The following is a 25,582-nucleotide window of genomic DNA, read 5'->3' as shown; positions in this document are numbered from 1 at the left end:
TTTAGCAAAAATGAGGCAATTTAAATTTCAAAAGAAATATTGTATAATTAACCATATTTTAGATATTTGTATTTTTATAAAAAATACAAGGAGGAAAATATGGCCAAAAAAAATCATAGCATTTGATATGGGGTAGCACTAGTGACAATTGCTGGTGCTTATGTATCTTCTTGTGCGGCTCCAGGTTCATCAAAACCAATTAAATCTGAGGACCCAAAAATTTCTATCAAGGAAGATACTCAACGTGATCCCAACCTAGTTAATCCAGGGATAGATTCTAATAAAGATTCTACAGAAATCACTAAACCAAGTGATTTTCCAGTTCCTGTATTTAGTAATGTTGTTGATTCAAATAGCCCAAAACCTAAATCAAAACATTTTATTTCAGCTGATGAAAAAATTAAATATCTTGCTTTTGGTGATTCTATTACAGCAGGATTTGACGGAACATTACCAAAAGATTACCCAGGTGAATTAAAAAATGGAAAAATTGAGGGCGTTTCATATCCTGCTTTTTTAGCCAATTTATTAAATGTTGATAATAGAGTTCAAGAGTTTAAAAACTTTGCAATTTCTGGATCAACTATTTTAGACTGACTTAACTTATTAGAAGTAGATTATCCAACCACTGAAAATAATTCTAATAGTATTGAAGTTAAGCATGGCGCAGAATACGCTCAAGTAGCTCAAGATTTTAAAAATCGCTTAAGCAGCGCTAACTTAATTACTTTTACTCTTGGATCAAATGACTTCTTTCGTTTAGTTATTGATAAACTTACTCATTATGATTTTTCAAAAGTTTTAAAACAACTTCAAAATCCACAACCAGCTTATGGTGAATTAGTTACCTTTGTTAATGATGTTATTGGTTCATCATTAAAAGAAGTTAACAAACGTTTAATTACTTTAGTATCTAAGATTAAAACTTTAGCTCCAAATGCTAATATCAATATGGTAAGTTATGGACCGCCATTATTAGGTCTTAAAAAAGCTATTGATAATTGAGCAAAAGAATTATTAGGTGGATTTGGAATTGAAATTAAGCCATTAAATTACCTTGTGGAAATTTTAGATGCCGGATTTAAAAGTGTTGCTTCTTTAACTGGTATTGATTACTTTTTAGCTTACAATGATGTTTATTGAGATGAGCTTGATGATAAGTTTTGAAGTGTCTTTTTAGATATCCACCCAAATACTCTTGGATACAAAAAGATGGCAATGGACTTATATTTAAAAATGACCACTCCTACTTTTGGTTTAAGTTCATATCAAGCATATGATTTTAATGAAAAATATTTACTTGATGATGCTAGCACAATTAATTATGAAATCGAAGTTACTCAAACACCAGAACAAGTTTTAGGAACAAATACATTAGCATACATTGATAAAGCAACTGATTTTGAAAAAAGTTTAATTCCTTTAAGAGATCCTATTAACTTTGGAAAAAGACTTTTAATCATTGCTAATTGATTAAAAGATGGTGTTCACAAAGGAATTAATTGACTATTATCACAACCTTTCTTTCATAAATTAGATCCGCAAGAAAAACTTGCTAAATTAATCAACCAAACAGATGCTAAGGACTTAATTGATGATTTAGCAGATAAACTCATTGAAAGTGGAATTTTTACTAATTCTGCTTTAAATATTCAAAATAAATTAGCTGCCCTAAAAAAACAAGGCGAGATTCAAATTAAAGAATTACCGCAAATTTTACTAGGTGCAGTAGTTAATGAAAATAATATTGTAGGCTTAATTGCAGCTTTTGCTAAATCTCGTTTGGTTAATGATTTTAAAGAACCTTTAAAAGATGCCTTAAATGATATTGTTGCTAATGCAATTGATATTTATGGTGACCAATTAGTGGATTTTGTAATCAAAGCAATTAACGAAGTTACCAAGAATAAATTATCAGATGATAAGCTTAGAATGATTTTATCTAAAGTGGTTCATGACCAGTACTTTAAAAATATTGCTCAAACACTTGCTGGCAACTTTGTTGATAATTCTGAAAGCTTTGCACAAGCCAAAACTTACACCGATATGGTGTTAGCGCTTCTTAAAAATCAGGACAAAACTAATGAATTAGCGCATTCATTATCTGAAGTGGCTCAATATTTTTTAAATGATGAAGAAATCCAAAATTTACTTGGAGATTTACTTTACCAATTTTTAAATGACAATGATTTAGCGACTGAAATTAGCCAAGAGCAAACCACTACCTTTACAAAAGATCTTTTAAAAGTTCTAAAAGATCAACAAATTGAACAAGTTTTATTAAGTGATTTTTTAAATGAATTACTTAAAATAATTAGCGATCAAAAGAATTATTTTGATCTACAAAGTGCTTTAAATCAAGCTTTAAGCAATACTATTGCACAATTCTTTAAATTTGAGCAAAATGATAAATTAGCTAATTTATTAAGATCAGTCTTTAATTCGGGGTTATTACTTAATAACAAAGACTTTTTAAAACAATTAATTCATAATATTCTTTATTCAAATAAAATTTCACTTCAATCAATTATTCAAAGTGTTTTACCTGAACAAATTAAGTCACAAATTGATCATTTAATTGGTGATAAAAACTTCCAAGATTTACTTATGTTTGTTTTAAATCAACCACAACTTAAAGATTTGGTTGAAAAAATAATTGCAAATGTAATTGAACACTCAGATAAACTCAAAGAGTTTGATAGTATTACTGAATTAGTTGGAAAATCACTTACTCTTTTTGATTTAGATCAAGTCAAAAGTGATCTTAATGACCTTATTAATACAATTTTAGGTTCAGAAGAAATTAAGCCAATTTTAAAAAGTACTTTAAGCAAGTTATTTAACCAAATTGGAGTTGATTCAAACCAAGCAGGACTTGAGCAATTAATTAACGGTTTAAGTAATAATTTCAAACAATTAATTGATTATTTCAATTTACAAGAACCATTATTAAATGCTTTATTTGAGAAACTAAAAGAGGCTCAACAATCAGCAGATCCACTGAGTTTAATAAAAAGCATTCCAAATGTTTTAGCACAAATTGTCCAAGATTCACTTACAAAAGATTTATTTAAGTTTACTAAAGGACTAATTAATCTAGATTTATTTGCTAATTTTGATGTTAAAAGTGCCTTTGCAAAGGTTGTTGTAGCATTGGTGAAATATCTCAATGAACAACATACTTTTGATGATTTAGTAGCTCAATTAATTGATAAAAATGCACAAGCTGAGATTTTTAGCAAATATTTAGACTTAGATGAAATAAAAAACCTTGCAACACAGTTGCTTCACAATGATCAAACCATTGAAATTTTAGATATTGTAGCAACTCGTGCAATTACCTCTGAACTTTGACAAGATGATCAAGTAACTAATTTCCAAGATTTTATCTTTAAATTCCTCCAAAATGTTAATTTACAAAACGAGCTCAAGCCGGAATTAACTAAAGTATTAGTTCCTCTTTTACAACAAAGCAAACTTGCTAAGACTTTTGCTAAAACCATCAATGTATTAATTGAGCCTTATGGACTTAGCGCTTCATTAGATCAACTTGAAAAACTAGGGGATTCTATTAATGAAATTTTGGCTAATATCTTTAAAAACCAAGATTTTACTAATAATTTATTTACCAAGCTTTTTGAAGCTATTAATCAGGCAACTTCAATTGAAGATATTATTCCTCAAATTAGTTCAACCTTACCAAGTTTAATTGATCAAGATACTATTTTTGCATTTGTCAAAGCAATTTTAAATTCTTCACTTGTTAGTGAACATGCACAAGATTTTAAAAATACTCTCAATTCACTTTTAGATCAATTAAAAACCACTGCTAATAGAGACAAAATTATTGAAGATACTAAATTGAGCTTAATCTTTGAAAATTTAGGATTATCAAATCAAGAGTCCAAAATATTTATCAATGACTTTTTAACTAACGATAAATTAATTGAATTTATCAAAAAAGTACTCAAACATTTTGTTGATCAACATCAATTATTGGCTCAAGCTACTTCGTTTAATCATTTAATTGATTTAGCTACTAGAAATAATGACTTTATAAAAACCCTCAATGAAGATATTAAAGCCATTGTTAAATCGATTTTAAATAATGATCAATTAAAGAAAATTCTTGCTCAAACTTTACATAAACTTTTAGTACAGTACCATTTAGATACTAATTTAACACAAGAACAAACTGATCAAGCTGTTTCAGACTTAATTACTTTTGTAAAAGAAAACCAATTGGTTAATGATTTTATTGGAACATTTGTTGATCGCTTTATTGATAATTTATATCTTTATGGAGCAAGTTCAATTACAAAAGTAATTAATGAGTCATTATCTACGGCCGCAAATCATATCTTCAATCAAGAAAGTGATGAAAATTATTCAAAAATTGTCCAATTAATTAATGAAATTACTTCATCAGAATTTATTAACCAAAATAAAGATTATCTAAAACAATTGCTTGGAAATATTATTGCTAAATTACCTGAATTATCTATTGGCAATTTAATATATCAACAATTACCAGATAATGTAGCTACTTTTATTGCTAATGCTATTGGTACTGAAAAATTCAATGAGATGGTTAATTTATTCTTCTCGCTTGATGATACTCAAAATATTCTTGTAACGATCAAGGATCGTCTTTTAGATAATATTGCTAGCATACAAAATGCCAAAAATCTAGGCGATTTAGTCAAAAAAGTCATCAGAGCGGTGGATTTTGATTCAATCAAAGAACCAACTCAACAATTATTTAAAGAACTCATTAGCAATGCTCAATTTGCCCCATTATTTGAAAGCATTTTCAAAGAGTTATATAAATTTGTTCACTTAGATCCTGAAACTGAATACAATGCAAGATTTATTAAAGAATTATCAACTTCATTAAAAGAGATTTTGGATCAATTTGGGCTTGAAAATCAACTCATTGAAACTTTATTTAATAATTTGACAGAAGCTGCCAAAGCTGATAAACCACAAGAAGTCTTAGCTGAATTACCAAAACGTTTAGGTAATGTAGTTTCTGATATTGTTTTTAAAAATCCAAAAGATTTTATTAGAAAAGTTATTAAGTTAAATATTTTCCAAAATAACAAGGAAGCACTTGTTGATTTAATTAAAGCAATTTACAATGTCTTATCAGAAAATGGAACCATTAAAAAGTTAATTGAAAGCCAAGTCATTCCTCAATTAACAAAAGCTCCAGTTGCAAATTATGTCGATGCTGAAGAAATTGGTGATTTATTAATTAAAACTATCGAAAACCCAAACTTTAAAAACTTTATTTTTGGATTAATCGATGGTTTAATTCATAATACCGCATGATTAGACCATTTAGATTCGGCCAAAGATTTTGCTAATGCTATTATTAGTATGCCAAATGTTTTAGATCAAGTTGAATCCTTAGTTAAGCCTCTTTTAAAATATCTTTTAACACAAAACAAGTTACAAAAAACTCTTGGAAAAGTAGCTTACCAATTTGCCACTGACAATGGTTATACTTTTAACCAAAACCAATTAACTACCGTTGCAAAAAACCTACTAAGCTCGGTGATTCCATATTTAGAAAACACTGGATTATTAGATCAATTAATTAATACTGTCTTTAGCGTAGCAAAACAAGAAAAAGATATTGATTCAATTGTTGAAAAATTACCAAAAGAATTGCTTAAATTAATTAATTTACAAGATTTTAAAATTGTCAAATATCTTTTAAGTTCTAATTTATTTACCAAAAATACTGCAACATTAAAGAGTGTTTTACAAAGTTTTATTGATCAATTTACTTCAAAAGAAACCTTTAATCAATTAGTTGATCAATTTGATATTGCTAAATTGGTTCCTGATTTTAGTTTCACCGCTGAACAAACACAAGCAATTAATAACTTTATTAAAGCTAAATTAAGAAGCGAGGAAATTAAAGACGTTCTTAAAAAAGGAATTAATTTTATTATTGATAATGCTAGTGAATTGGCTTTGAGTAATAACTATCAAGAGTTGGCCTTTAAAGTCTTAAGAAACCAAGCCTTTATTTCAAGCATTGAAGAAACTATTAAAAAATGATTAAAAGAAGTTCTTACCAACGAAGAAATTCAAGAACTTCTTGCTCAATTATTAAGTCAACAAATTAGCAAGACACAATTTAGCTGAATTTTTAATAAAGTTCAACAGCCTCATAAAATCTTTGTCGATGCATTGAAGTTAATTAATATCCTTGATCAAGAATTTGAGGTAATTAATAAATTATTTAATGCTTTAAAAGAATTTTCTGAATCAAATGCAAGCTCATTAGAAGAGCTTTCGCAAAATATTTTGGGACAATTTAGCGAGCTATTTAGCCCTGAAAATCAAGAAAAGACAATTATTAAATTAATCCACTTATTTAATGATTCTGTTTTGGCTAAACATAAAGAAGAATTTGGTCAAATTTTTGAAAATATTTATGACAAATTTATTGAAAATACTGATTTATTCAATACAATTTACAACTATTTACCCGATAATCTTAAACAAGAATTAAATAAATATCTTAATGTTGAGGATCAAAAATACGTCCTTAAATTTATTTTAGAAACACCAGAAGTTAAAGCGTTAGTTTTAAGTGCAATTAAAGCCACTTTAAGTGATAGTCAAGGAATTAACCAAGCTAATAGCTATAATGAATTAATTCAATTAATCTTTAGCAAAATTGATTTTGCTTCACAAGGAAAAACTTTACTTGATACTTTAATTAATAAAATTAATGCTGATGATCATTTTAAAGCGATCCTTAAGCAAATAGCTAATAATGTTATTGAACATAATTTTCCAGAATTACATGATCAAAATCAAAATCAATTCATTAGTGATGTAGTTGAAAATATTGTTGCTCTTTTAAAAGAATTAAATATTTACCAACCAGCGCTTGATGTTACTTTTGAAGAGTTAGCTAAACTGAAAAATAATCCAAATTATCAAGAAGTTCTTAGACAATTACCAGCAGCGCTTATTGAAGTTATTCAAAGAGAATTCAATAAGAATCCAAAAGAATTTATTACCAAAATTCTTAATAATGCAATTATTAGAAATAACAATGATTATGTAGTCAAACTTGGGCAATTTATTATTGGTAAATTAATTGACAATCAAGTATTAACTAACCTTGTTAAAGGTTTAGTCGATAATCTTAGTGCTGATATTTTAGCTTATGTAGATAAAGATTCACTCAAAGAACTTGTTGATGTTATCTTAACAAAAGATAATGTATTACCAATTACGCAAACCTTACTAGATTATGCAATTAAGAACCAAGATTGAGTACAAAATTGAGGCAATGTTGGACAATTAATTTTTGATTTACTTAAAAACTCAAACTTATTAACCCTTGATAAGAATCATCTCAATTTAATTCTTTCAAGAGTCTTAACTTTTGAAAAACTTGACTTAACAATTCAAAAAGCACTTTCTAAACTTTTAGCTGACCAAGGATATGAACATGGCATTTCTAAAGAATTAGCTAATGGAATTCAAGGTTTATTGATTCAATTAAATAATTCAACTTTAGATGGCTCTCTAATTTCTTTATTTATTGATTTAGTTGCCGACAAAATTGCTAATGCAAATGACTTCCAAGATTTAATCAGCCAAATTCAGCCTCAATTAGTTCAAAGATTAAGGTTAAATCAATATAGTACCGTTAAGACAATCTTGCAAGCTGATATTTGAACAGATAATAACAAAGCAGAACTTAAAAAGATTGCCCACTTCTTCTTTGATAAATATTACAATGATCAAAATATCCAAAAAATTATTGATTTAACTCCAAAAGATAAAATTAGTCAGGTAGTTGGTTTAACTGAAGAAGAAATTAGTTCAACCTTAAGAGAAATTCTTCAATCAGAACAAATCAAATCACTTGCTAATAAAGTAATTGATTATGCTATTGAACATGCTCCAGAATACGGGGCAGCAGATTCATTTGATGAACTTGTGAAACAAGTTGCCTCAAATCAAGATTTTGTAGCATTAATCAAACCAGATTTTAAGGCTTTATTAAATATCATTTTAAATAAAGAATCAACCAAAGATGTCTTAGCAAAAGTTATTACTAATTTTTTAGATAATGAAAATATCAATAAGTTCTTAGTTGGAATAACAAATAAACAAGAATTAGTGAAAAATCTCATTGGAGTATATGACATTTTTGATGCTCAATTAGGAATTAGTGACATTATCTTTAATGGTTTTATTGATTATGTTAAAGTTAATGGAACCAACTTTAGTAATGTTTCTTCAATTGCTTCAAACTTATTTAATGGAATTAGAGATTCCTTAGCGGAAAACACCGAAAGTAAGGTTGTTGCAATTGTTAGAGGACTCGCAACAAGTAATTTATTTACTCAAAGCAAACAAGATATTATCACTATTATTGATAACATTTTAACTAATATACCTGATGAACAATTTAATAACACTGTTGTTTCTTTAATTACTAAGGGAAATGATGAGGTTATTACTAAATACTTACCAATTGATGATTTTAAAAAGCTTCTATCTTTTGTTAGAAATAACCAAAACTTTAGATCCTTATTTAATGGTTCAATTACCCAGTTAATCAATAATATTTCAGAATATTCATCGGTTAATTCTTATCAAGATATCGTAGCTAAGACTTTACAAATTATTAATCTTGATCAATTAGAAAGCTCATTAAAAGGTTTAATTAATGATTTATTAACGACTGAACAAGTTCATAATATTTTGTATAACTTCTTAAAAACAACTCTTAAGAACTTCAATGTTAATGTTGAAGATGCTGAAGTGGACGCCTTATTACGTGCAATCAGCAGCAATATTAAACAACTAGCTGATCAAGTTGATCTTTTTGAACCAATAATTAATGAAGTCTTTAAGATTCTTAAATCAGATCAATTTAAAGCAAATCCAGCTGAAGAAATTAATACTTTCTCAACTAGAATTAAAGAAATTTTCACCGCTAAAGTTACCTCAGATATTAAAGGATTTGCCGATAAAATCCTCGACATTGATTTTATTAGAAACAATTGAAATGGTGTTATTAAAGTTGTAACACAAGCTTTACAAGGATTTAACCAAGAAGGCAAAATCGCTGAATTTATTAATAAACAACTAGAAGGTGTAAATTTAGAAACTGGTTTATTACAGTATTTAAGTGTTGATGATTTCAAAGAGCTTATTACTAATGTCTTAAAATACCCACAAGTTAATGATTTAATAGCAGGATTGGTTCCTAATTTACTAAACAATCGTGAATGATTGGCTCATTTTAACGAACCAAAAACATTAGTATGAACGTTACTCAAAACATCAAATAATATTGATATCATAAAAGAACAGGCAAGTAAATTTGTTGAGCAATTGCTTAAAGAAGAGCCGCTTAAACGCGGAGTAACTGCTATTTTTAATGGTCTATTAAACAAAAATAATTTAGCAATTGATAATTTAAATAAATTAGAATTTATTGGCCAAACTTTAGATAATATTGTTCCAATTCTTAAACAAGCTCAAGTTTATGATTTAGTCTTTGAGAAAATTTTTGACTTACTTAAATCAAGTGATAGTTTAGATAATTTCATCGAACAATTGCCAACTAAGATGTTAGAGTTACTTCAAGAACATCAGTTTAATTTAGTTAAAGCAATTTTACAATCAGATTATTTAACCAACCAAAAACAAGCATTCAAAGAGATTATTCAATCATTAATTTACACACTTACTAAAAAGCCTACCCAAGTAGAAGCATTACTTGCTAAAGCAGGATTAGACCAAAAACTCGGTGCCTTTGGTACTAATGCTCACGATTTATCTCTTGCTTTACAAGAATTATTTAAATCAGAAGATGTTCAAAATGTATTAAATGATTTCATTGGCTATGTTTTAGATCACGCCAAAGAAATTGCTAATGGTGATTCATACAATGATTTTGTTAAAAATATCTTCAAAGACTCTGAGCACAATGAACAATTATCTAACCAAATCAAAGGTGTAGTGAAACAGGTCTTACAAAATAACACCATTAAAGATTTTGTTTCATCAATTATTGTTAATTTATTAAATCAAAAAGCTCCATGAATTCTTCAAAATGTTAACGAGCCGCAGCAAGTTATTAAATCCCTTTTAGCATCTATTGATCTTATTGAGCAAAAATACGGATTTATTAATCTTGGTGTTAATGCAACTTTTGAATTCTTGCAAGAACACGGATATCAAGGTGATCCAAGTTTAATTTTTAGTAAATTTACCCAAAGATTACAATCACTATTTGAACCAGAACACTTGCAAGAAAATATTTTAAAATTATTGCAAACCTTAGTGCAAACACCAGCCTTTAGTGAGCACCCTGAAGATGTTAAAACGATTTTAAATAACGTTATTAATTATTTTGCTGAGCAAACTAATTTTGGTGATTTAATTTGAAACCAACTCAGTGCTACAACTCAAAGTTGAATTGAAAATAACTTATTTAGTAAAGATGTACTTGAAAAATTTGCTAATAAAGGAGCAAAATCAATTCATCTTCGTAATATTATTCTCAACTTTATTAACTATTTAATTGATAATAAAGAAGTAATTGTTAATGCTGCTACAATTTTAGATTTACCTAAAAATTACTTAAGAAACGAAAACAACCGTAATTACTTTAAGTCTGAATTTAAGCAACTACTTAATGAAGTATTAGGATCAAGTGAATCAGCAACAGCAATTAAAAATATCTTAACCAATATTTTTGCTTTCTTAGAAGTTAATATTGATGATAAAATTCAAAGATTTATCGATCTGGTAGCAAATCAAATCGTACCATTTACTGATCGTTTAGGTCTTTTAGATAACGTTATTGATGCAATTGTTGAATTATTCTTGGATAATAAAGTTCAAACTGATACCCTTATTACTGATTTAAAAGAAAAAATGCTTTCAAAAATTCAACCTACAAGCTATAACTTCTTCAAAAAATTCATTGGTGATCAGTTAATTACCCAAAATAAAGAGATTGTCTATAATGCTCTTAATAGCATTGTCTATGGAATTACTCACCGTGATGGAAGATTACAAAATTGACTTGAAGGGTTAAATGTTGGTGGGACTTTAGTGCCTTATGATGCAGCTACTGTTAATAATATGTTAGTGCGGGCAATTAAGGATGAACAATTCTTTACACTTGTAAATAAACTCTTAAATTCAGTTGTCTTTAGAGCCGAAGAATATGCTAATTTAAATAGTTGAGGAGAACTTCTTAACCACTATTTAAAAATGGTAGATCAAAACGAAGTCAAAACCATTTTAATTAATTGATTCAAAGGGTTAACTTCACAAGCTAATAGTGCTTTCAACAAAGGTATAGGTTCTCTTTTACATAAAATGTTAAAAGACAAAGGATTTGCCTTTAATAATGATAGTGACTTGCAATTAATGTATAAAGTAGCCAACGCAGTTCTTCAAAGCTTTGGTGAGTCTGATCTACTTGATGGTATCTTTAATAAGATGATTACCTTAATTAAATCAATTGATTTCACCAGAGTAAACCATCCAGAAGCTGCTCTAACTAAAGCTGTTACAATGGCGGTATTATCTCCTTTATTAAGTGATGATTATAGTCAAATTCTTTCTGGTAAAGTCTTTGACTTTGGTACATTTATCAGTGCTGTAACTGCAAAAATGCAACCAAAAGATTTCTCTGACTTTGTCAATCGTTTATTTGAAACCTCTTCACTTGAAAATGTAACTGGTATTTATCAATTTATTAATAATCAACTTTCACTTGGATTAACACCTGAAAATACAGGAGAAACCGATTCTTCATCAAATCAATCAGGTTCAAACGATCAAAATAATCAAAATGAACCAAATAAGGATTATGAATGAAACAAACCATTTGCCCCTACCTTTAAATTGGAAATTGTAGATGTCTTTCGTATTGAGCCACAAGTTAAGAAACTTTTAGGTGGAATTTATGGTTCGTTGCAAAAATACTTATTCGAACAAGCTACCTCAGGTTCATTTGACTTTACTCATTACAAGAAAAACTCGTCATATAAAGCCCTTTATAGAGTCAATACTTTGGTTCACTTAATGCTTAAATCATTAAGCAACACTGGTGATTTTGCATATTGAAACTTTGTAGGTCCTTTTATTAACAGAGTTTATGAATCAAGTTGATACGAAGCATATAATATTTACAAAAGTCGCTTGACCAAGCAACAAATACTTAAGCTTGGTGGATATGAAAGTGGTTGATTCAGTAAAACAATCAAACCTAATTATGAATATATTACTGGTAACCAAGGAAATGGTACATATGATACTAATTATTGAGAAGATCAAATTAGAGCTTACATTGAATATGGACCAAAAAAACCACCAGTACGTGATCGTTTTAATAAGTCTAAAACAATGCTCAAAGTATTACTTGAATCATTTGAAAATGGATATTTGGCCTTTACTGATCACTATCGAACAAGATAAAAAAATCCAACGCAATCGCGTTGGTTTTTTCTTGCAATTTAATTTTTGAATTTAAAGTAAATTTATTATTTTGTGTATTTTTCAGGGTGCTTTTCTTGCATTAATTTAATGAATTCTTTTTTGTCCATTGAACCATATTGCTCCATTAATTCAACACATTCTTGATATTCAGCAAGTGCTCATTCCACATCTTCAAATCCATCAACTGATGTAATTCCTGGACGTTTTCAATTTTTGTAAGTACTAAAGAATGTTTTAACTGTATCTAAAAATGGCACAGGTAAATCACTAAGTTTTTCAATGTTTTCTAAACGATAATCATCTGCATGAACGGCAATTAATTTTGTATCGGTTTCTCCATCGTCAATCATTTTCATTGCCCCGATAATTCTAGCTTTTAGCGAACTACCAACAGCAAAAGTTTCTGGAGAATAAACAAGAACATCAAGTTCATCACCGTCTCAATCAAGTGCTTGAGGAATAAAACCATAGTTAGCAGGATAAACAAAATCACCTCTTAAAATACGGTCAACTTCAATTTGTTTGGTTTTACGGTTATATTCGTATTTAATGCGAGAACCTTTTTGAATTTCAATTGTAACATTAATAATATTTTTCATAAATAAATCATAGCACGAAAATACAAAATAAAATAGATTTTTACTAGGTGATTGTATATTTTGTTAGTTAAAAGTGTTTTTGATCTAACTACTTAGCAAAAGAAAATTTAATTTAGATAAATTTATAAATTATTTTTTTAATCATAAAAATGTTTATTATAAAAACAAGAGCAAGCTCTTGTTTTTATTTTAATGCTTTAATTATTAAAGTAAGTATTGAAGTAAAAGCGATATTAAAGATAATGCTAAAAGACAATGAAATAGTTGTTGTTTTTAGTTTTGTTAAGTTAAATTCTCCAAGTCATATATTTAAAAACATTGTCCCAATTAATAGTGGCAATCCGGTGGTAAAAAAACCTTGTTTAGCTGTTAAAAACAGTAAAAACGATAATAAAGTAACAGTAATTAAGGCATTGATCATTACATGAGTATGAAGCATTTTACCTAGAAAAATTTGAATAAAATTAATAATTATAATTAAAGAACCAAGGAAAACGATCTCTTTAATTAAAAAATGTTTCCAATAAAATTTGCTTTTATTAGATCTCACTAGCGAGATGTGATTAATTTTATGTGTTATTAAGAAATAAACTAATGAAGCAATAATTGATGCAAGAAATTCGATAAGTAAATAAAATAAAGCAATAAATATATGGTCTCATTGGTTAAAAAGGATGGCATAGTATAAATAATTAGTAATTAAATTAATTGGATTAATGAAAACACTTTTAACTTGTGAGTTAAAAATATTGGTCAATAAAAACCCAAATAAAACCGAGCAAAATGTAATTAGAGTATAAATAATAGTAAAAAAGTGAGGTTTATCTTTAAATTTACTAATTGATAATGAAATTGTTGCTAAACCACCTAAGACAAGAATAAAAACACCAATAAATTCAGCTAGGATATTTCCGTAATTTCAATAATCAGAAAAGGACGGGTTCATAATTTATATATTATATTAAAAACCACAAAATAAATTTTTGTGTTAATCTTTTTAAAAATTTTTTAAATTGTTTGATTTGATTGATGAATTTTAAAAAACTACCATAAAAACGACTTAAAAATTATAAAAATCTATTAATTAATTGAATTAGTTCCTCAGAATCAAATGATTTAGAAAAAATAATTTTATCTTTGAAATATCCATAAGTATATGGGTTATTTGAAAGAGAATAAAAACAAACCAAAACTTTCTTTTTGAAAAATTTATCTAGCAATTTAATTTGTGAGCTATATTCTTTAAGAAAAGTTTTTTTAAAGATCCCTTCAATAGCATCTAAATCATGTGTTGAAAAGATAATTTGTCCATAGCAATAACGCTTGACAAGTTCTGGAACGAGTTTATTTCATTGATTTATTTTAATTTGTTTAATTTTGTTAATTCTAAGTAAAGTAAGCAATTCGTTATAGATTATATTAGCCGGAGAGGTAAAGATTCTAACCTCTAATTCTCTTAAGATTTTTAATGTCATAGTTGATCGATAATCTTTTAAAGTGATTTTATTATCTTTTAAGAATGAACTACGAATTTGGTTAAATAAAATTCAATTATAAAAAATTAATTGATCTATATTGCAAATATTAGATTCATCTTTATAATCGTATTCGCCTTTAAAGGTATTGTCCATTCTGTAATATCATCTTTCACCACGACTTCATAAATCTTTGGCTTTAATACCATCAAGAAAATCAACAATTCTTTTTGTTAAAAGTTCGGAAAAATAACCAAGATTATTTGTAACCATCATATCTGGGTTTTTGAGATTCTCAAAAACTTTTGATTCTGATAAGTTAACAATCATGTTTCTCCTTAGTTCTATAGCTCTAATTAACATGATTCACCTTACATTTAAATTATAAAACTTTTGATAATTATTTATCCGAAGCATAATTTAAATCTTTTATTTAACAAAAAAACAAAAAACGCTTTTCATGTATAAAATAACGTCATAAATGCATTAATTTCTCTTTGAATTTAAAAAACTAAAGAATATTTCTTTTTTAAGAAAATGATTTTTGGTATCTGTACAAAATTTTAGTTAATAAATTATTTTTTTGGTATTTAGTGATTTTGTATTAGACGTTTATCTTTTAAAATACAAAAAACATTATCTAAATTGGTTTTAAGATCTTGAGCTTTTCATTAGTTTATCAGGGAATCTTTAGAATTTCCGCTTAATGGTATAAAAAAACTCTTCTTCAAGAGTTTTACTAATTAATTAATTTATTCAAAATTTAAAAGCAAGAATAATTCAAAAGTTAAAATCGGATCAACCATACTTTCTTTAAGTTTTTGATCTAAATCTTTTAAGTTCTTGATAATCTTTTGTATTTCTTTTAGCGAATAATTTGTCATCATTTGAGATATTTTTTTGATTCTAAATTCATGAACATTGAGTATATTAGAAATGTCTTTAAGGTTATAATTAAGCCTTTGAAGAGAATCAATTTGATGACCTAAAACAAAAATTTGTCCAATTTGTCCAATTAAACCATGAACATCATCTCCTTCATAAATTCTTTGTTTAAAGGTTTTTCACATTAGACTAAAATTTTGGCTTTGGATTGCATTTGCAAAAGCAAAAGTATCGCCTAAGAGATATTGACCAACGGATTTATTGATATTTTCTCAACTAATGTGGGGATTGAGCAACAATAATTTATCAATTTCTTTGATCATAATTGTTAAATTTGGAGGTAACCTATCGATAAGTTCTAATAGATCTGCACTTGAAATTGAACCACCTTTTTTATTAATATAATTATTTAACTCACGAGGAAGAGAATTTTTTGTAATTTCTTTAGATTCATAAACATTTGCTGTATGAAGCAAAAAATCAGTTAAAGGGTTTTTGGTAGCTAATTGATTTGAAAGGACAAAAACAAGTTCATTAGCTGGTTTATGAGCAGATACGTATTTGATAAATTTTTCAACGCTTGATTGTTGCTCTTTGGTGAGTTTTGATGTTGATAATAAATCTAAATCAGAACAAATGATTAATTGCGTATGTCCAAATAAAGAAGCATTATATAAAGTTGATAAAATTACTTCTAGTGAGGTTTTACCATCAAAGAATATAATGTCATTTTGTGTAAATTTATTTTTAATTTCAGCAAGCTTTTGGTTATTAAAATACTCTTCTTTTCCGTGAATTAAAATCATATTTTTATTATATTATACATTTAGTTTTTTTATAAAAAACGATTCCAATACTTAGGTAAGTAATCAGTGTTCAACCAATTTTTCAAGCTATTCAAGCTCAGGGTGATTTTATTTGAATTGATATTAAAATATCATAGTAATTTAATCAGGTGATGGCTATTTCAAATAAAATAAATAACCATCTTATTACCGGGGGAATTAACATTACGATCAATCCTAAAATAAGAAAACCTTCAATTATGGGTGATAATATGAAAGTAAAAAGAAAAACAGTGAGATAAAATTTTTGCTGTGTTAGAGCAACAAAAAGAGTCGAGATGGTTGTAATTAAAATTGCATTTACAATCATAGTTTTTCAATTAGTTTTAGGATTATTATCTAAATTTAAAATAAATCATGTTAATATGTAAGCAAATCAATAACCAAGATTAAACACTACTCAGGGATTAATTGCTAAAAAAGTAAAAGCCGCTATATTTAAAAAACTTAATTTAGTATATTTTGATCAGTACTTGTGGAAGATTTTAGTATTGAAGAAAATTATTCAGATTGATTTTCAAGTAGAAAAGGAGCTTTTGGCACATAAAAAATAGACAAAAATTAAAGTAAATGCAATTTTTTTGTTGTACCTAGAAAATTTAAATAACTTGCAAATTGATAAATAAATTAGATTAAAATGTAACCCACTGATAATAACAAGATGAATTAATCCAGAAATTTTAAAAGTATTTAGCAAGGTTGTATTTTCACCTTGAAAATACCCGAGAAAAAATGGTCATACATAATTTTGATACAACGAATTATCATAAATTTTCAAGCTAAAAAAAGCACTTTTGAAAGAGTTATAAGCAAAAATAATTTCTGGATTTTTGATTTGATAATACACCCCTAAATCAAATGCGCTGGAATTATTTTTTAGTTTTTCTAAAACACCAGAAACAAAATAATAACCAAGCAATTTTAAATCTTGATAATTATTTGTATAAATAATGTATTTACGGAAAAAGCGATCTTCTACAATGTAATAGTTTGAGTTAATTTTAATAAGCTGCATTTGTTCATTTTTAAATAAATCAGGAACAAAGTTTAAAAAAATATATCAAATTAAAGCAATCAAGCTAATAATTAGTGTAATTATTAATCATTTTCATATTTTGTTACGATAAGTCCAAATTGCTAGACACAAGGATAAAATGGCACCAAAAAAAGTTAATCAAGAAAAATGAAGCAAGCTCATAATAACTAGTGAATTAAAACAAAATAGATGTAAATAATTTAATTTAGTATTAAAAATTCCTTTAATTTTTTCAACGTTGATGGTCCAACTGATGGGATATGACCAAGCTGTTCTCATGTTACCTTTCCGTGATATTTTTTCCGAAATTCAAGAATATTTTTGGCACTTTTTGATGATATTTTATAATGAGTAAGTTGTTTTTCACTATAAAGATCTTTTCAATGGAGTTGAAAATTTTTATATGGAATAAAAATTAATTCATTAGTAGGAGCAATCTCATCTAAATTAAACATTTGCAAATTAGCTTGCGCTTTTAACTTGCATTTAAAAAATAATTCTCTATAAGTTAAAGGAGTTTTAGAATTAAATGTTCCTCCTTGCTCACAAGCGCCATCAACAATGTATTTATTAAGAAGATCTTTTTTGTTTTTGTGAGTTTGCGGTATTCAAAAAATTCCAACCATACTAGCAGGAATCATCAAAACAACAATTATTGTGATAAACTTATAAATTCATTTTCCCTTCACATAATAGTTATAAAAAAATCTTGAGCTAATGCATAAAGTTTTAAAAATATCTTTAAAATCATTTTTTGTGCTTTCTTTTTAAAATATTTACCTTTTAAAGCAACCAAGGTTAAATATTTTAAAAAGTATTATTTTTGGTAAAATTACTATACATCAGTCAGCAGCAGGGCTTAATGCCTTGAGGAAAGTCCGTGCTAACACCACCTGCGATGGTGGTAGTGTTCATGTTAGACCTAATAAGTCTAAGCCTAGACGACAAGTGCCACAGAGACGAGAATTGTGAAACGCGGTAAACTCCATGAGTTAGAAACCTAAATTTTGGTAAGGGAACCTAAGTTAAGGAAATGAACGATACTTGGGAGCGTAATGCTAGATAAATTGCTGACACTACTTAACGTAGGACAGAACACGGCTTATCGATGTTAAAAAAACGACCTTTGGGTCGTTTTTTTATTTTTAGTAAAGATAAAGAGGGATATAAACATAGCAAAGTAAGTAGTAATATGTATAAACATCAAATAATAAATCATGATAGTAACGTTTTGCTAATGTTTCTTTGTTACGACTAAAAGAAGCTGTAATGTCCATAAAACTTCATTTAGATAAAAAAGTAAAGTAAATTGCTTCTTTATCTTTATTTGAGTATAACTTAAAAAACTTAACTCATGAATTTTGATTATCTTCCATTCTTTTTTCAATTAATTCTTGAGCATATGGTGTAAACATTTCAGCAAGACGATAAGGATTGTCGCCTTCAACTTGAAGTTTTTTTGCAAGTTGATGGTTTTCTAATTTAAATCCATTTTTACTATTTGATCTTGATTTACCAAAAGCCAAACTTCAATTGAAATTTTTATCTTTTAAAGCACTTGTATTAACTTTAAGAAGTCCGGTATCAACAAATTTAGATTTTTTATCATCAATTCATACTTGTCAACGAGTGTATAAATATTGAGCTGGATATTTATCTGAAATTAATAAATGAGCTTTTACCTTAGATTCTATTAATGTTGAATTAACATTTTTAGGTTTAAGCATTAAAATATCCTCTTGGGTAATTTCGCCACTTAAATTACGATCCAATTCTTCTTGAAAACGTGAATTATTAGGTTCAAAATATTCGAATTCTGGATTAATATTAAAAAAGGCTTTTTGATAAATTTTATCTGACTTAAGATCTGAAGAAATTTTCTCTGCAATAGCTTTTTTAGTTTTGATATATTTTGATCATAAGTGAAATGAAATAGCACCCAAAATAAAGGCTACAACACCTAAAGTAATAGCAATACCTAATACTAATTTTGTTTGCCCACTATTAACAACGTTTTCCTGAAATGATGAAAATAATGACACAAGGAAAGAAATTGCTAGTAATATTGTAACTATTGTAAGCGGAATAGCTGAATGTATATATGTTTTAAGTTTTTTAATTGATTCGCTTTCAAAAATCTCATTGATTTTTTCTTGTATCATTGGCAAAATAGTTGTGTCACTTTTTGCTTTGAAGGTATTAAAATCTAAGTATTCTTTAACTATTTTCATGAATAACCTAGTTGCTTAATTTACCTAATGATACATCGTTTCTTTGTTGAGAAGAAGCTTGATAAAGTGGTTTTGTAGTAAGTTTTAATGAACTTGCTATTACTGATGAAGGTCAAGTAAATAATGATTGGTTGTATTCGTTAACGTGATTGTTGTAAATTCTTCTTGCAGCAGAAATTTCACGTTCTAAATATGTACTTTGTTCCATTAATTCTTTGTAAAGTTCATTTGATTTAAGTTGTGGGTAATTTTCAGCTACCGCAAAAAGACGTCCAAAAATACTTGAGTTAAGTTTTTCGATTTCTGAACTATTTTGTAATGCACCTTCATTAATTAATGAACGCATTTTTGCAATATTTGTATATACGTCATTTTCAAATTTTTGGTGTCCTGAAACAGCATCAACAAGTTTTACTAATGTATCGTGTCTTTTTGTTAATTGAACATCAATAAGTGATGCAGCATTGTTAATTTCGTTTTGTTTTCTTAAAAAATTATTACGTTTGATTACATAGTGAATTCCAAGAGTAAATAAACCTAAAGTAAAAGCATAAACTACTTTACCTAATGTTCCAGATTGAGTATTGATTTTTGAGTTATCTGCTCCAGGGTTAAATTCGTTTGTGTTTGTACGTGATTGGTCGAATAAATCTGCCATAATTCTCCTTAATAATTATTTTATTTTTTTGTTATAAATTAAAATTTTTCTTTTAAAATTATATAATTTTTATCCAAATAAAAACACCTGCCTTTTGTGATAATTTTCCTAGTTGAGAATTTTTCACATTTTTATTTTTTAACCAATTCTTGAATAAAAAATAATAAAATTATTATGTAACAAAATTAAAACAAAAGGATCTATTTATGAAATTAAAAAAGTTACTAATAGCTAGCACTTTTCTTACGCCACTTGTTGCCCTAGCAGCTTCATGTAATTCAGGAACTACTCAAAATTCAAATGTAAAGACAGAAAATAAAGTTGAAACTGAGCAAAAATTACCAAGTACACCTTTTGCAAATTTAATTGAATCACAACTTAAAAGGGAAGTAGAATTTGCAGAGAGCAAAAATTGAAACAGTATTAGAATTGTTCCGGTTGAAAAAGATGGACAAAAATACTTTACAAATACCGCTAAAAAAGCCTATAAAGTTGCAGATTTAGCTGAAGGATTCGAATTTTCTAAATTTGAATTTAAAAAGTCAAACAGTAGAGGGTTCGATTATCTAGAAGGAGTCATTAAAAAAGAAGAAAACAAAACATTAGTTGTCTTTAATTTTAAATATGATGGAAAAGATTTTGAAGTTACATTAGAAGTAAAATAACTATTTATTTTAAGGTAGATTATTTATCTGCCTTTTATTTCTAATCTAATCTAAAAATTTTTAAATTAAAAACGGGGAAATAATATTTAATATGAAAAAACTTTCTAGAAAAATTCTCTTAAGCACAATTTTAGCACCTTTAGTTGGCTTTTCTTTCTATTTCATGTACTGAATTAAGTTTACTAAAGATTCGCAAGTGGTTAATGAAGATTCTAAAATTGAGGTAACTAGCAATGAAATTATCATCGGTTCGTATAAATATACTTATGATCCAAAAAACGACTATTATAAAGATGCTAATGGATTACAGGGAGAAAAGCTTTTTCAAAAACTAAATGAAATCCATCAAAGGAATCAAATAAATACAAAATATGATGATTTACCAAAATTTTATAACAATAAAGAATATAGTCCATTTTTTGATCATTATTGAGAAAAGGATGGCTCTTTATTAGATATTTATAGTGAAAATCCTTCAGGCAAGGATCCTTATAATTATTTCAAATATTCCACTCAAGGTGGAGCAAAAGAAGGCGACGGCACAAATAGAGAGCATTTAATTCCGCAATCTTGGTTTTTAAAAAAAGAGCCTATTCGATCAGATGCTCAGTTTGTTTGGCCAACTGATATAAAAGTAAATGCAGTGCACGCTAATTATGGATATGACAATGTAGCTAAAGTTAGTTTTGTTTCAAAAAATTCATCAAAGTTAGGGAAAAACAATTTAGGTGAAACCGTCTTTGAACCTATTGATGAATTTAAAGGTGATGTAGCAAGGGCTTTTTTATATTTTTCTAACTCTTACTATAATAAGGATATTTATCCCAAAGGTCCAACAAGTACTAACCCAACAAATATTTTTGTTAAAAACTTTCCTTATATAAAGAGTAATTTTTTCGCTACTTACTTATCTTGAAATAACAAAGACCAAGTTGATCAATTTGATATTGATCGAAACAACAAAATTTATAAATATTACAATCATGTAAGAAATCCATATATTGATTACCCTGATTTGGAGAAAAATCTTTATGGTGAAAATCCAACACCTTTTGTTAATCGTGGTATTTTGATTAAAGTTGAGAAAATTTAATTTCCTTGGCATTTGCCGAGGATTTTTTAAAAAAGTTAATTTTTTAGGTTTAAAATAAGTTTTTTATGTTTTTTTATGCTAAAATAATTTACAACTTCATAGGAGGATTATGTCTAAATTATTAACTTCTAGGCAATTTCGTTATTTTTCAATCAATATGATTGTTGGATTTGGGCTTATTAGCACAGTTTTATCAGTGTCAAATCTAGGTGGTTGAGGATTTTTAATCATTTTAATCACAGGTTTTATGACTATGAGTACTGGTTTTGTTTTTTCAAGACTAGCTCAAAAATATAGTGAGACTTATGGTGGGTCTTATGCTTATGCTCGTGAAATTGCATATAAAACCAAAAGAGGAAAACGTTTTAAACGAAACTTCCAATTTTTTGTTGGTTGAAACCAATTTATTCAAGGGCCAATTTTATCGGCAACTACACCACTATTTTTAACCGGAGCTGCAACGGTTTTTACTCAAGATACAACAACAATTAATATCGTTAGAATTGCTTCGTTTGTTTTCTATATTATTCTTGTTTTAATTTCTACATTTGGACTTAAAGTCAATAAAAAAGTCATCTTGGCATCTGCAATTATTAAATGAAGTACTCTTATGCTATCGGTCTTTTTATTACTTTATTTAGCAATTTCTGATAATTACTTTATTCAAAATATTGTTTATACTAAAGATATTACTCAAGGAAATGCTCAATATGGACATGTGGCACCATATGCAATTTTTTCAAGTATTGTGTCATTTATGTATGCTTTTGGAGGATATGAAAGCTTATCAGCGATGACCAAAGATGTTAAAACCAATAACTTTAGATCTATTTTAATGGGTGCTTTTTGAGTTATTTTAATTTTCTATATGCTCTTTTATTTAATTGTTTTTAACGTTAATAGTAACTTATTCTTTAGCGATAGTTCTAAAACAAAAGAGTTTTCAAATATTTTTGCCCGTGTTTGAGGAATCACTGGATTGATCATTTTTGTTATTGGATTAGTCTTTAATAATATTTCATCAAAACTTTCAACTTCATATACTGGAGCAAGACAAATTGTTCCTCTTGCTGAAGATGGTTATTTACCAAAATGAGTAGCTAAACGTTCAGAAAAATACGGTGAATACCGTAATGCGATGTGATTTGCTGTTATTTTAACAATTGTATCGCTTATTACTTTCTGAATCTTACCAACATTTATTCCGTCAATTCACTTCTTATTTAATGTTATTAATTTAGGAACTATTTCGTTCTTTATTCAATACATTTTGACTTTTGTTACGTCTTTAATTTTAGAAAAACAAAATCGAATTGAAAAAATTCCTTTATGAGAAAAAATTCTTTATTATTTAGGAATTCTTTCGATGTTTGTTGTGGTAATGGTTTATATTTTCCCATTCTTTGTTGGTCAACCATGAACCGATGAAAACACTATTACATTAGTTTCTTTTGTTATTTTTGTCGGAATTGGTTATGTCATTTATGCTTGAGTGCATTTTGGTCCAAATCACCGTAGACACAAGGATGTTCGTAATTGAACAATATAAAAAACTAGTTTTAAAAACTAGTTTTTTTCATTTAGATCATCAATTGTAAATTTATAAAGATTGGTAAAGTCATTTTCTGTTTTATTAAGTTTATAAGTAAATGGTGACTTCATAAAGTTAGGGTGATTAATTTTAAATGAACCTAAACCGCGTTTATTCTTTTTGTTATATGAAGTTACATAAAAATTAATTTCCTGATTCAATTTGAACAAGTCTCTCATTTTTTTGTGCGAAAAATCAGTGATTTCGTTTCGATAGATGCGAAATAAATCGCCATTATAAGTAGCAATTTCGATAAATTTATCAGTAATTTTGTTAACATTACCTTTATGAACTCATGTTTTAATTTGTTTCATAATTTATATTATAGTTTTTTTGATAAAATTTAAAAATTCATTTTGTTATGTTCCTAATAATTTGGTTTTTACGATATATTCGGTCAATGAATGTTTTTAATTAAAAGAATTTAAAAAATAATTTATAATTAAGACAATTAATATATAGTTTAATTTAAATTAATTTTAAAAATAATATTACAATAAATTAAAATTACAAGAACACTACAAATCTTGTAAAGGAGAAATAATAATGAAACGTTTACAATGTTTATACAAACCAAGCTACAATAGAGAATATCCATGAACACTTAAACACCCAAAAGTAAACCAACCTCTTGCTTTATTTAAAAGTCGTAAAGATGCTATTAACTGATTTTTATCAAAAGGTCTTGAGTGTGCAACATGATTCCAAACTGAAGACAAGATTTGAGGTGGACTTTTAGTTGCTGAGAAGGTTCCTCACGGATTTGATTATGAACTTAATGTTGATAAATTTGATGGTGGACTTGATTTAAGAAAAACAGCAGAAGAACTTTATATTTTTGAAAGATCTGGTCAAAGAGATCGCAAAAATGCAGAAGAATACTTAAAAACAATTACTGATTTTAAACCTGTTTGATCAAACATGGATGACATTGAACCTTACTTCCCTAAAGATGATGATTGAACAGCTCCTAAAAAATCTAAAAAAGATCTTGAAATTGAATCTCTTAAAGCTCAACTTCAAGCATTATTACAAGAAATTGCTAAAACAAGCAATAGATATAACAATGAAATTGATGCTTTAATGGCAAGATTAAATGATGAAAAAGAAGATAAATCACAACTTCTTTCAGAAATTCAAGCTCTTAAAGAAAGATCACTTGAAGAACAAAAACAAGAAGTAGAAAAAGTAGTTATTCAAGAAGTAATTAGAGAAGTTCCGGTTGAAAAAATCGTTTATAAAGATTGTGAAAAATGTAAAAATGGTGTTTGTTCAAAAGGAGAATCAAAAATCACTGAATTTTCTTACATTGGTGATTTCCCATTATACAAACAAGTTGAAATTTTAGCTCTTTATGCTCATAAATTACAAGTTCTTAATGAACAATTACCAGATACAACATATGTTTCACAAGAAGAATTTTTAAGAATTAAAGCAAATTGAGTAGAAGTTGTTAGATATACATTAAATCTTGAAGAAAAATTAGAAAACGAAAGCGATTACACCAAACGTGTTTACAAATTAGGTGCACAAGTATTAAACTTTGAAATTGATGTTTTACTTGAAAAAGTTAAATCTAAATCAAGTCAAGAGTTTAAATTAGAATCAGCTACATATGTAGAAGATGAACAACAAAGATTAAGAACAACATTAATTCAAGCTTCATCATTTGTTGATTACAAACATTATCAAGTTGCTTTTGTCCCAAAATCAGAATATGATCACGCTATTTTCAAACACGATAGTTACAATGAATCAAAAGAACTTGTTGTTTGAAAAATCGAAGAAAAAGTAGTTGAAACAAAAGAATTCAAATCACCAGAAGAAAAACAATCTTCACTATTTAGAAAGTTAGGACTTTTCTTAGTTTTATCTGGTTATGCAATTCTTTTAATAGCATTAATTGTTTTGGTTTGTTTACTTTCTCTTTAATTACAAATTGTAAAGAAAAAAAACGGCATATAGAAAATGTCGTTTTTTATTTTCTAAAGTAA

At 27.3% G+C, this 25,582-nt stretch carries 14 protein-coding genes and 1 other RNA gene; 6 read left to right on the top strand and 9 right to left on the bottom strand.

The window, feature by feature from the left end; genetic code table 4:
- Positions 1-99 precede the first annotated feature (99 nt).
- A complete protein-coding gene (locus Q349_RS02300; protein ID WP_036464670.1) occupies positions 100-12,489 on the top strand; it encodes an SGNH/GDSL hydrolase family protein in 12,390 nt (4,129 codons plus the stop codon).
- Positions 12,490-12,554: 65 nt separating this feature from the next.
- Here the strand turns inward: Q349_RS02300 and Q349_RS02295 are convergent, their stop codons facing one another.
- The 6 genes from Q349_RS02295 to Q349_RS02270 all read right to left on the bottom strand — a co-directional run bounded on the left by Q349_RS02295 (position 12,555) and on the right by Q349_RS02270 (position 17,976).
- Positions 12,555-13,109 (bottom strand): inorganic diphosphatase, encoded by a 555-nt coding sequence (locus Q349_RS02295; protein ID WP_036464668.1) that lies wholly within the window; start codon positions 13,107-13,109, stop codon positions 12,555-12,557.
- A 184-nt stretch (positions 13,110-13,293) separates the two neighbouring features.
- Positions 13,294-14,055 carry a hypothetical protein gene (locus Q349_RS02290; protein ID WP_036464666.1) on the bottom strand — a complete coding sequence of 254 codons (762 nt, stop codon included), beginning with the start codon at positions 14,053-14,055 and terminating at the stop codon, positions 13,294-13,296.
- A 121-nt stretch (positions 14,056-14,176) separates the two neighbouring features.
- On the bottom strand, positions 14,177-14,914 hold the full coding sequence (locus Q349_RS02285) for a hypothetical protein (protein WP_036464663.1): 738 nt from the start codon (positions 14,912-14,914) through the stop codon (positions 14,177-14,179).
- A gap of 422 nt (positions 14,915-15,336) precedes the next feature.
- Positions 15,337-16,275 (bottom strand): DNA polymerase III subunit delta, encoded by a 939-nt coding sequence (holA, locus tag Q349_RS02280; RefSeq protein WP_036464662.1) that lies wholly within the window; start codon positions 16,273-16,275, stop codon positions 15,337-15,339.
- A 7-nt stretch (positions 16,276-16,282) separates the two neighbouring features.
- Positions 16,283-17,512 (bottom strand): ComEC/Rec2 family competence protein, encoded by a 1,230-nt coding sequence (locus Q349_RS02275; RefSeq protein ID WP_169734566.1) that lies wholly within the window; start codon positions 17,510-17,512, stop codon positions 16,283-16,285.
- 38 nt (positions 17,513-17,550) lie between these two features.
- A complete protein-coding gene (locus Q349_RS02270) occupies positions 17,551-17,976 on the bottom strand; it encodes an MAG0490 family ComEA-like DNA-binding protein (protein ID WP_156932520.1) in 426 nt (141 codons plus the stop codon).
- Between the two features lie 212 nt (positions 17,977-18,188).
- Between Q349_RS02270 and rnpB the strand changes: the two genes are divergently transcribed.
- Positions 18,189-18,460, top strand: an RNA gene (gene rnpB, locus Q349_RS03345) — RNase P RNA component class B.
- 35 nt (positions 18,461-18,495) lie between these two features.
- On the opposite strand, the gene Q349_RS02265 is transcribed toward rnpB, so the two are convergent.
- Positions 18,496-19,581 (bottom strand): hypothetical protein, encoded by a 1,086-nt coding sequence (locus tag Q349_RS02265; RefSeq protein ID WP_036464658.1) that lies wholly within the window; start codon positions 19,579-19,581, stop codon positions 18,496-18,498.
- A gap of 7 nt (positions 19,582-19,588) precedes the next feature.
- On the bottom strand, positions 19,589-20,239 hold the full coding sequence (locus tag Q349_RS02260) for a LemA family protein (protein ID WP_036464655.1): 651 nt from the start codon (positions 20,237-20,239) through the stop codon (positions 19,589-19,591).
- 206 nt (positions 20,240-20,445) lie between these two features.
- Between Q349_RS02260 and Q349_RS02255 the strand changes: the two genes are divergently transcribed.
- The 3 genes from Q349_RS02255 to Q349_RS02245 all read left to right on the top strand — a co-directional run bounded on the left by Q349_RS02255 (position 20,446) and on the right by Q349_RS02245 (position 23,546).
- The gene (locus Q349_RS02255; protein WP_036464652.1) at positions 20,446-20,904 is read left to right on the top strand and encodes a hypothetical protein; all 459 of its coding nucleotides are present in this window, start codon (positions 20,446-20,448) and stop codon (positions 20,902-20,904) included.
- Between the two features lie 91 nt (positions 20,905-20,995).
- Positions 20,996-21,997: an endonuclease gene (locus Q349_RS02250; RefSeq protein WP_051616764.1), complete on the top strand. Its 1,002-nt coding sequence runs from the start codon at positions 20,996-20,998 to the stop codon at positions 21,995-21,997.
- Between the two features lie 109 nt (positions 21,998-22,106).
- Complete coding sequence (locus Q349_RS02245; protein ID WP_051616762.1) at positions 22,107-23,546, top strand: APC family permease; 1,440 nt, start codon at positions 22,107-22,109, stop codon at positions 23,544-23,546.
- 17 nt (positions 23,547-23,563) lie between these two features.
- Here the strand turns inward: Q349_RS02245 and Q349_RS02240 are convergent, their stop codons facing one another.
- Positions 23,564-23,902 (bottom strand): S1 domain-containing protein, encoded by a 339-nt coding sequence (locus tag Q349_RS02240; RefSeq protein ID WP_036464644.1) that lies wholly within the window; start codon positions 23,900-23,902, stop codon positions 23,564-23,566.
- A gap of 232 nt (positions 23,903-24,134) precedes the next feature.
- Here Q349_RS02240 and Q349_RS02235 point away from each other — a divergent pair, with 232 nt between their 5' ends.
- A complete protein-coding gene (locus Q349_RS02235; protein WP_036464639.1) occupies positions 24,135-25,520 on the top strand; it encodes a coiled-coil domain-containing protein in 1,386 nt (461 codons plus the stop codon).
- Positions 25,521-25,582: the final 62 nt, after the last annotated feature.

Origin of the sequence: Mycoplasmopsis sturni DSM 22021 (assembly GCF_000701485.1) — a bacterium.
Classification (GTDB): domain Bacteria; phylum Bacillota_I; class Bacilli_A; order Mycoplasmatales; family Metamycoplasmataceae; genus Mycoplasmopsis; species Mycoplasmopsis sturni.
Note: the sequence above shows the minus strand (reverse complement) of the source record. Positions and strands in the feature narration are given on the sequence as shown.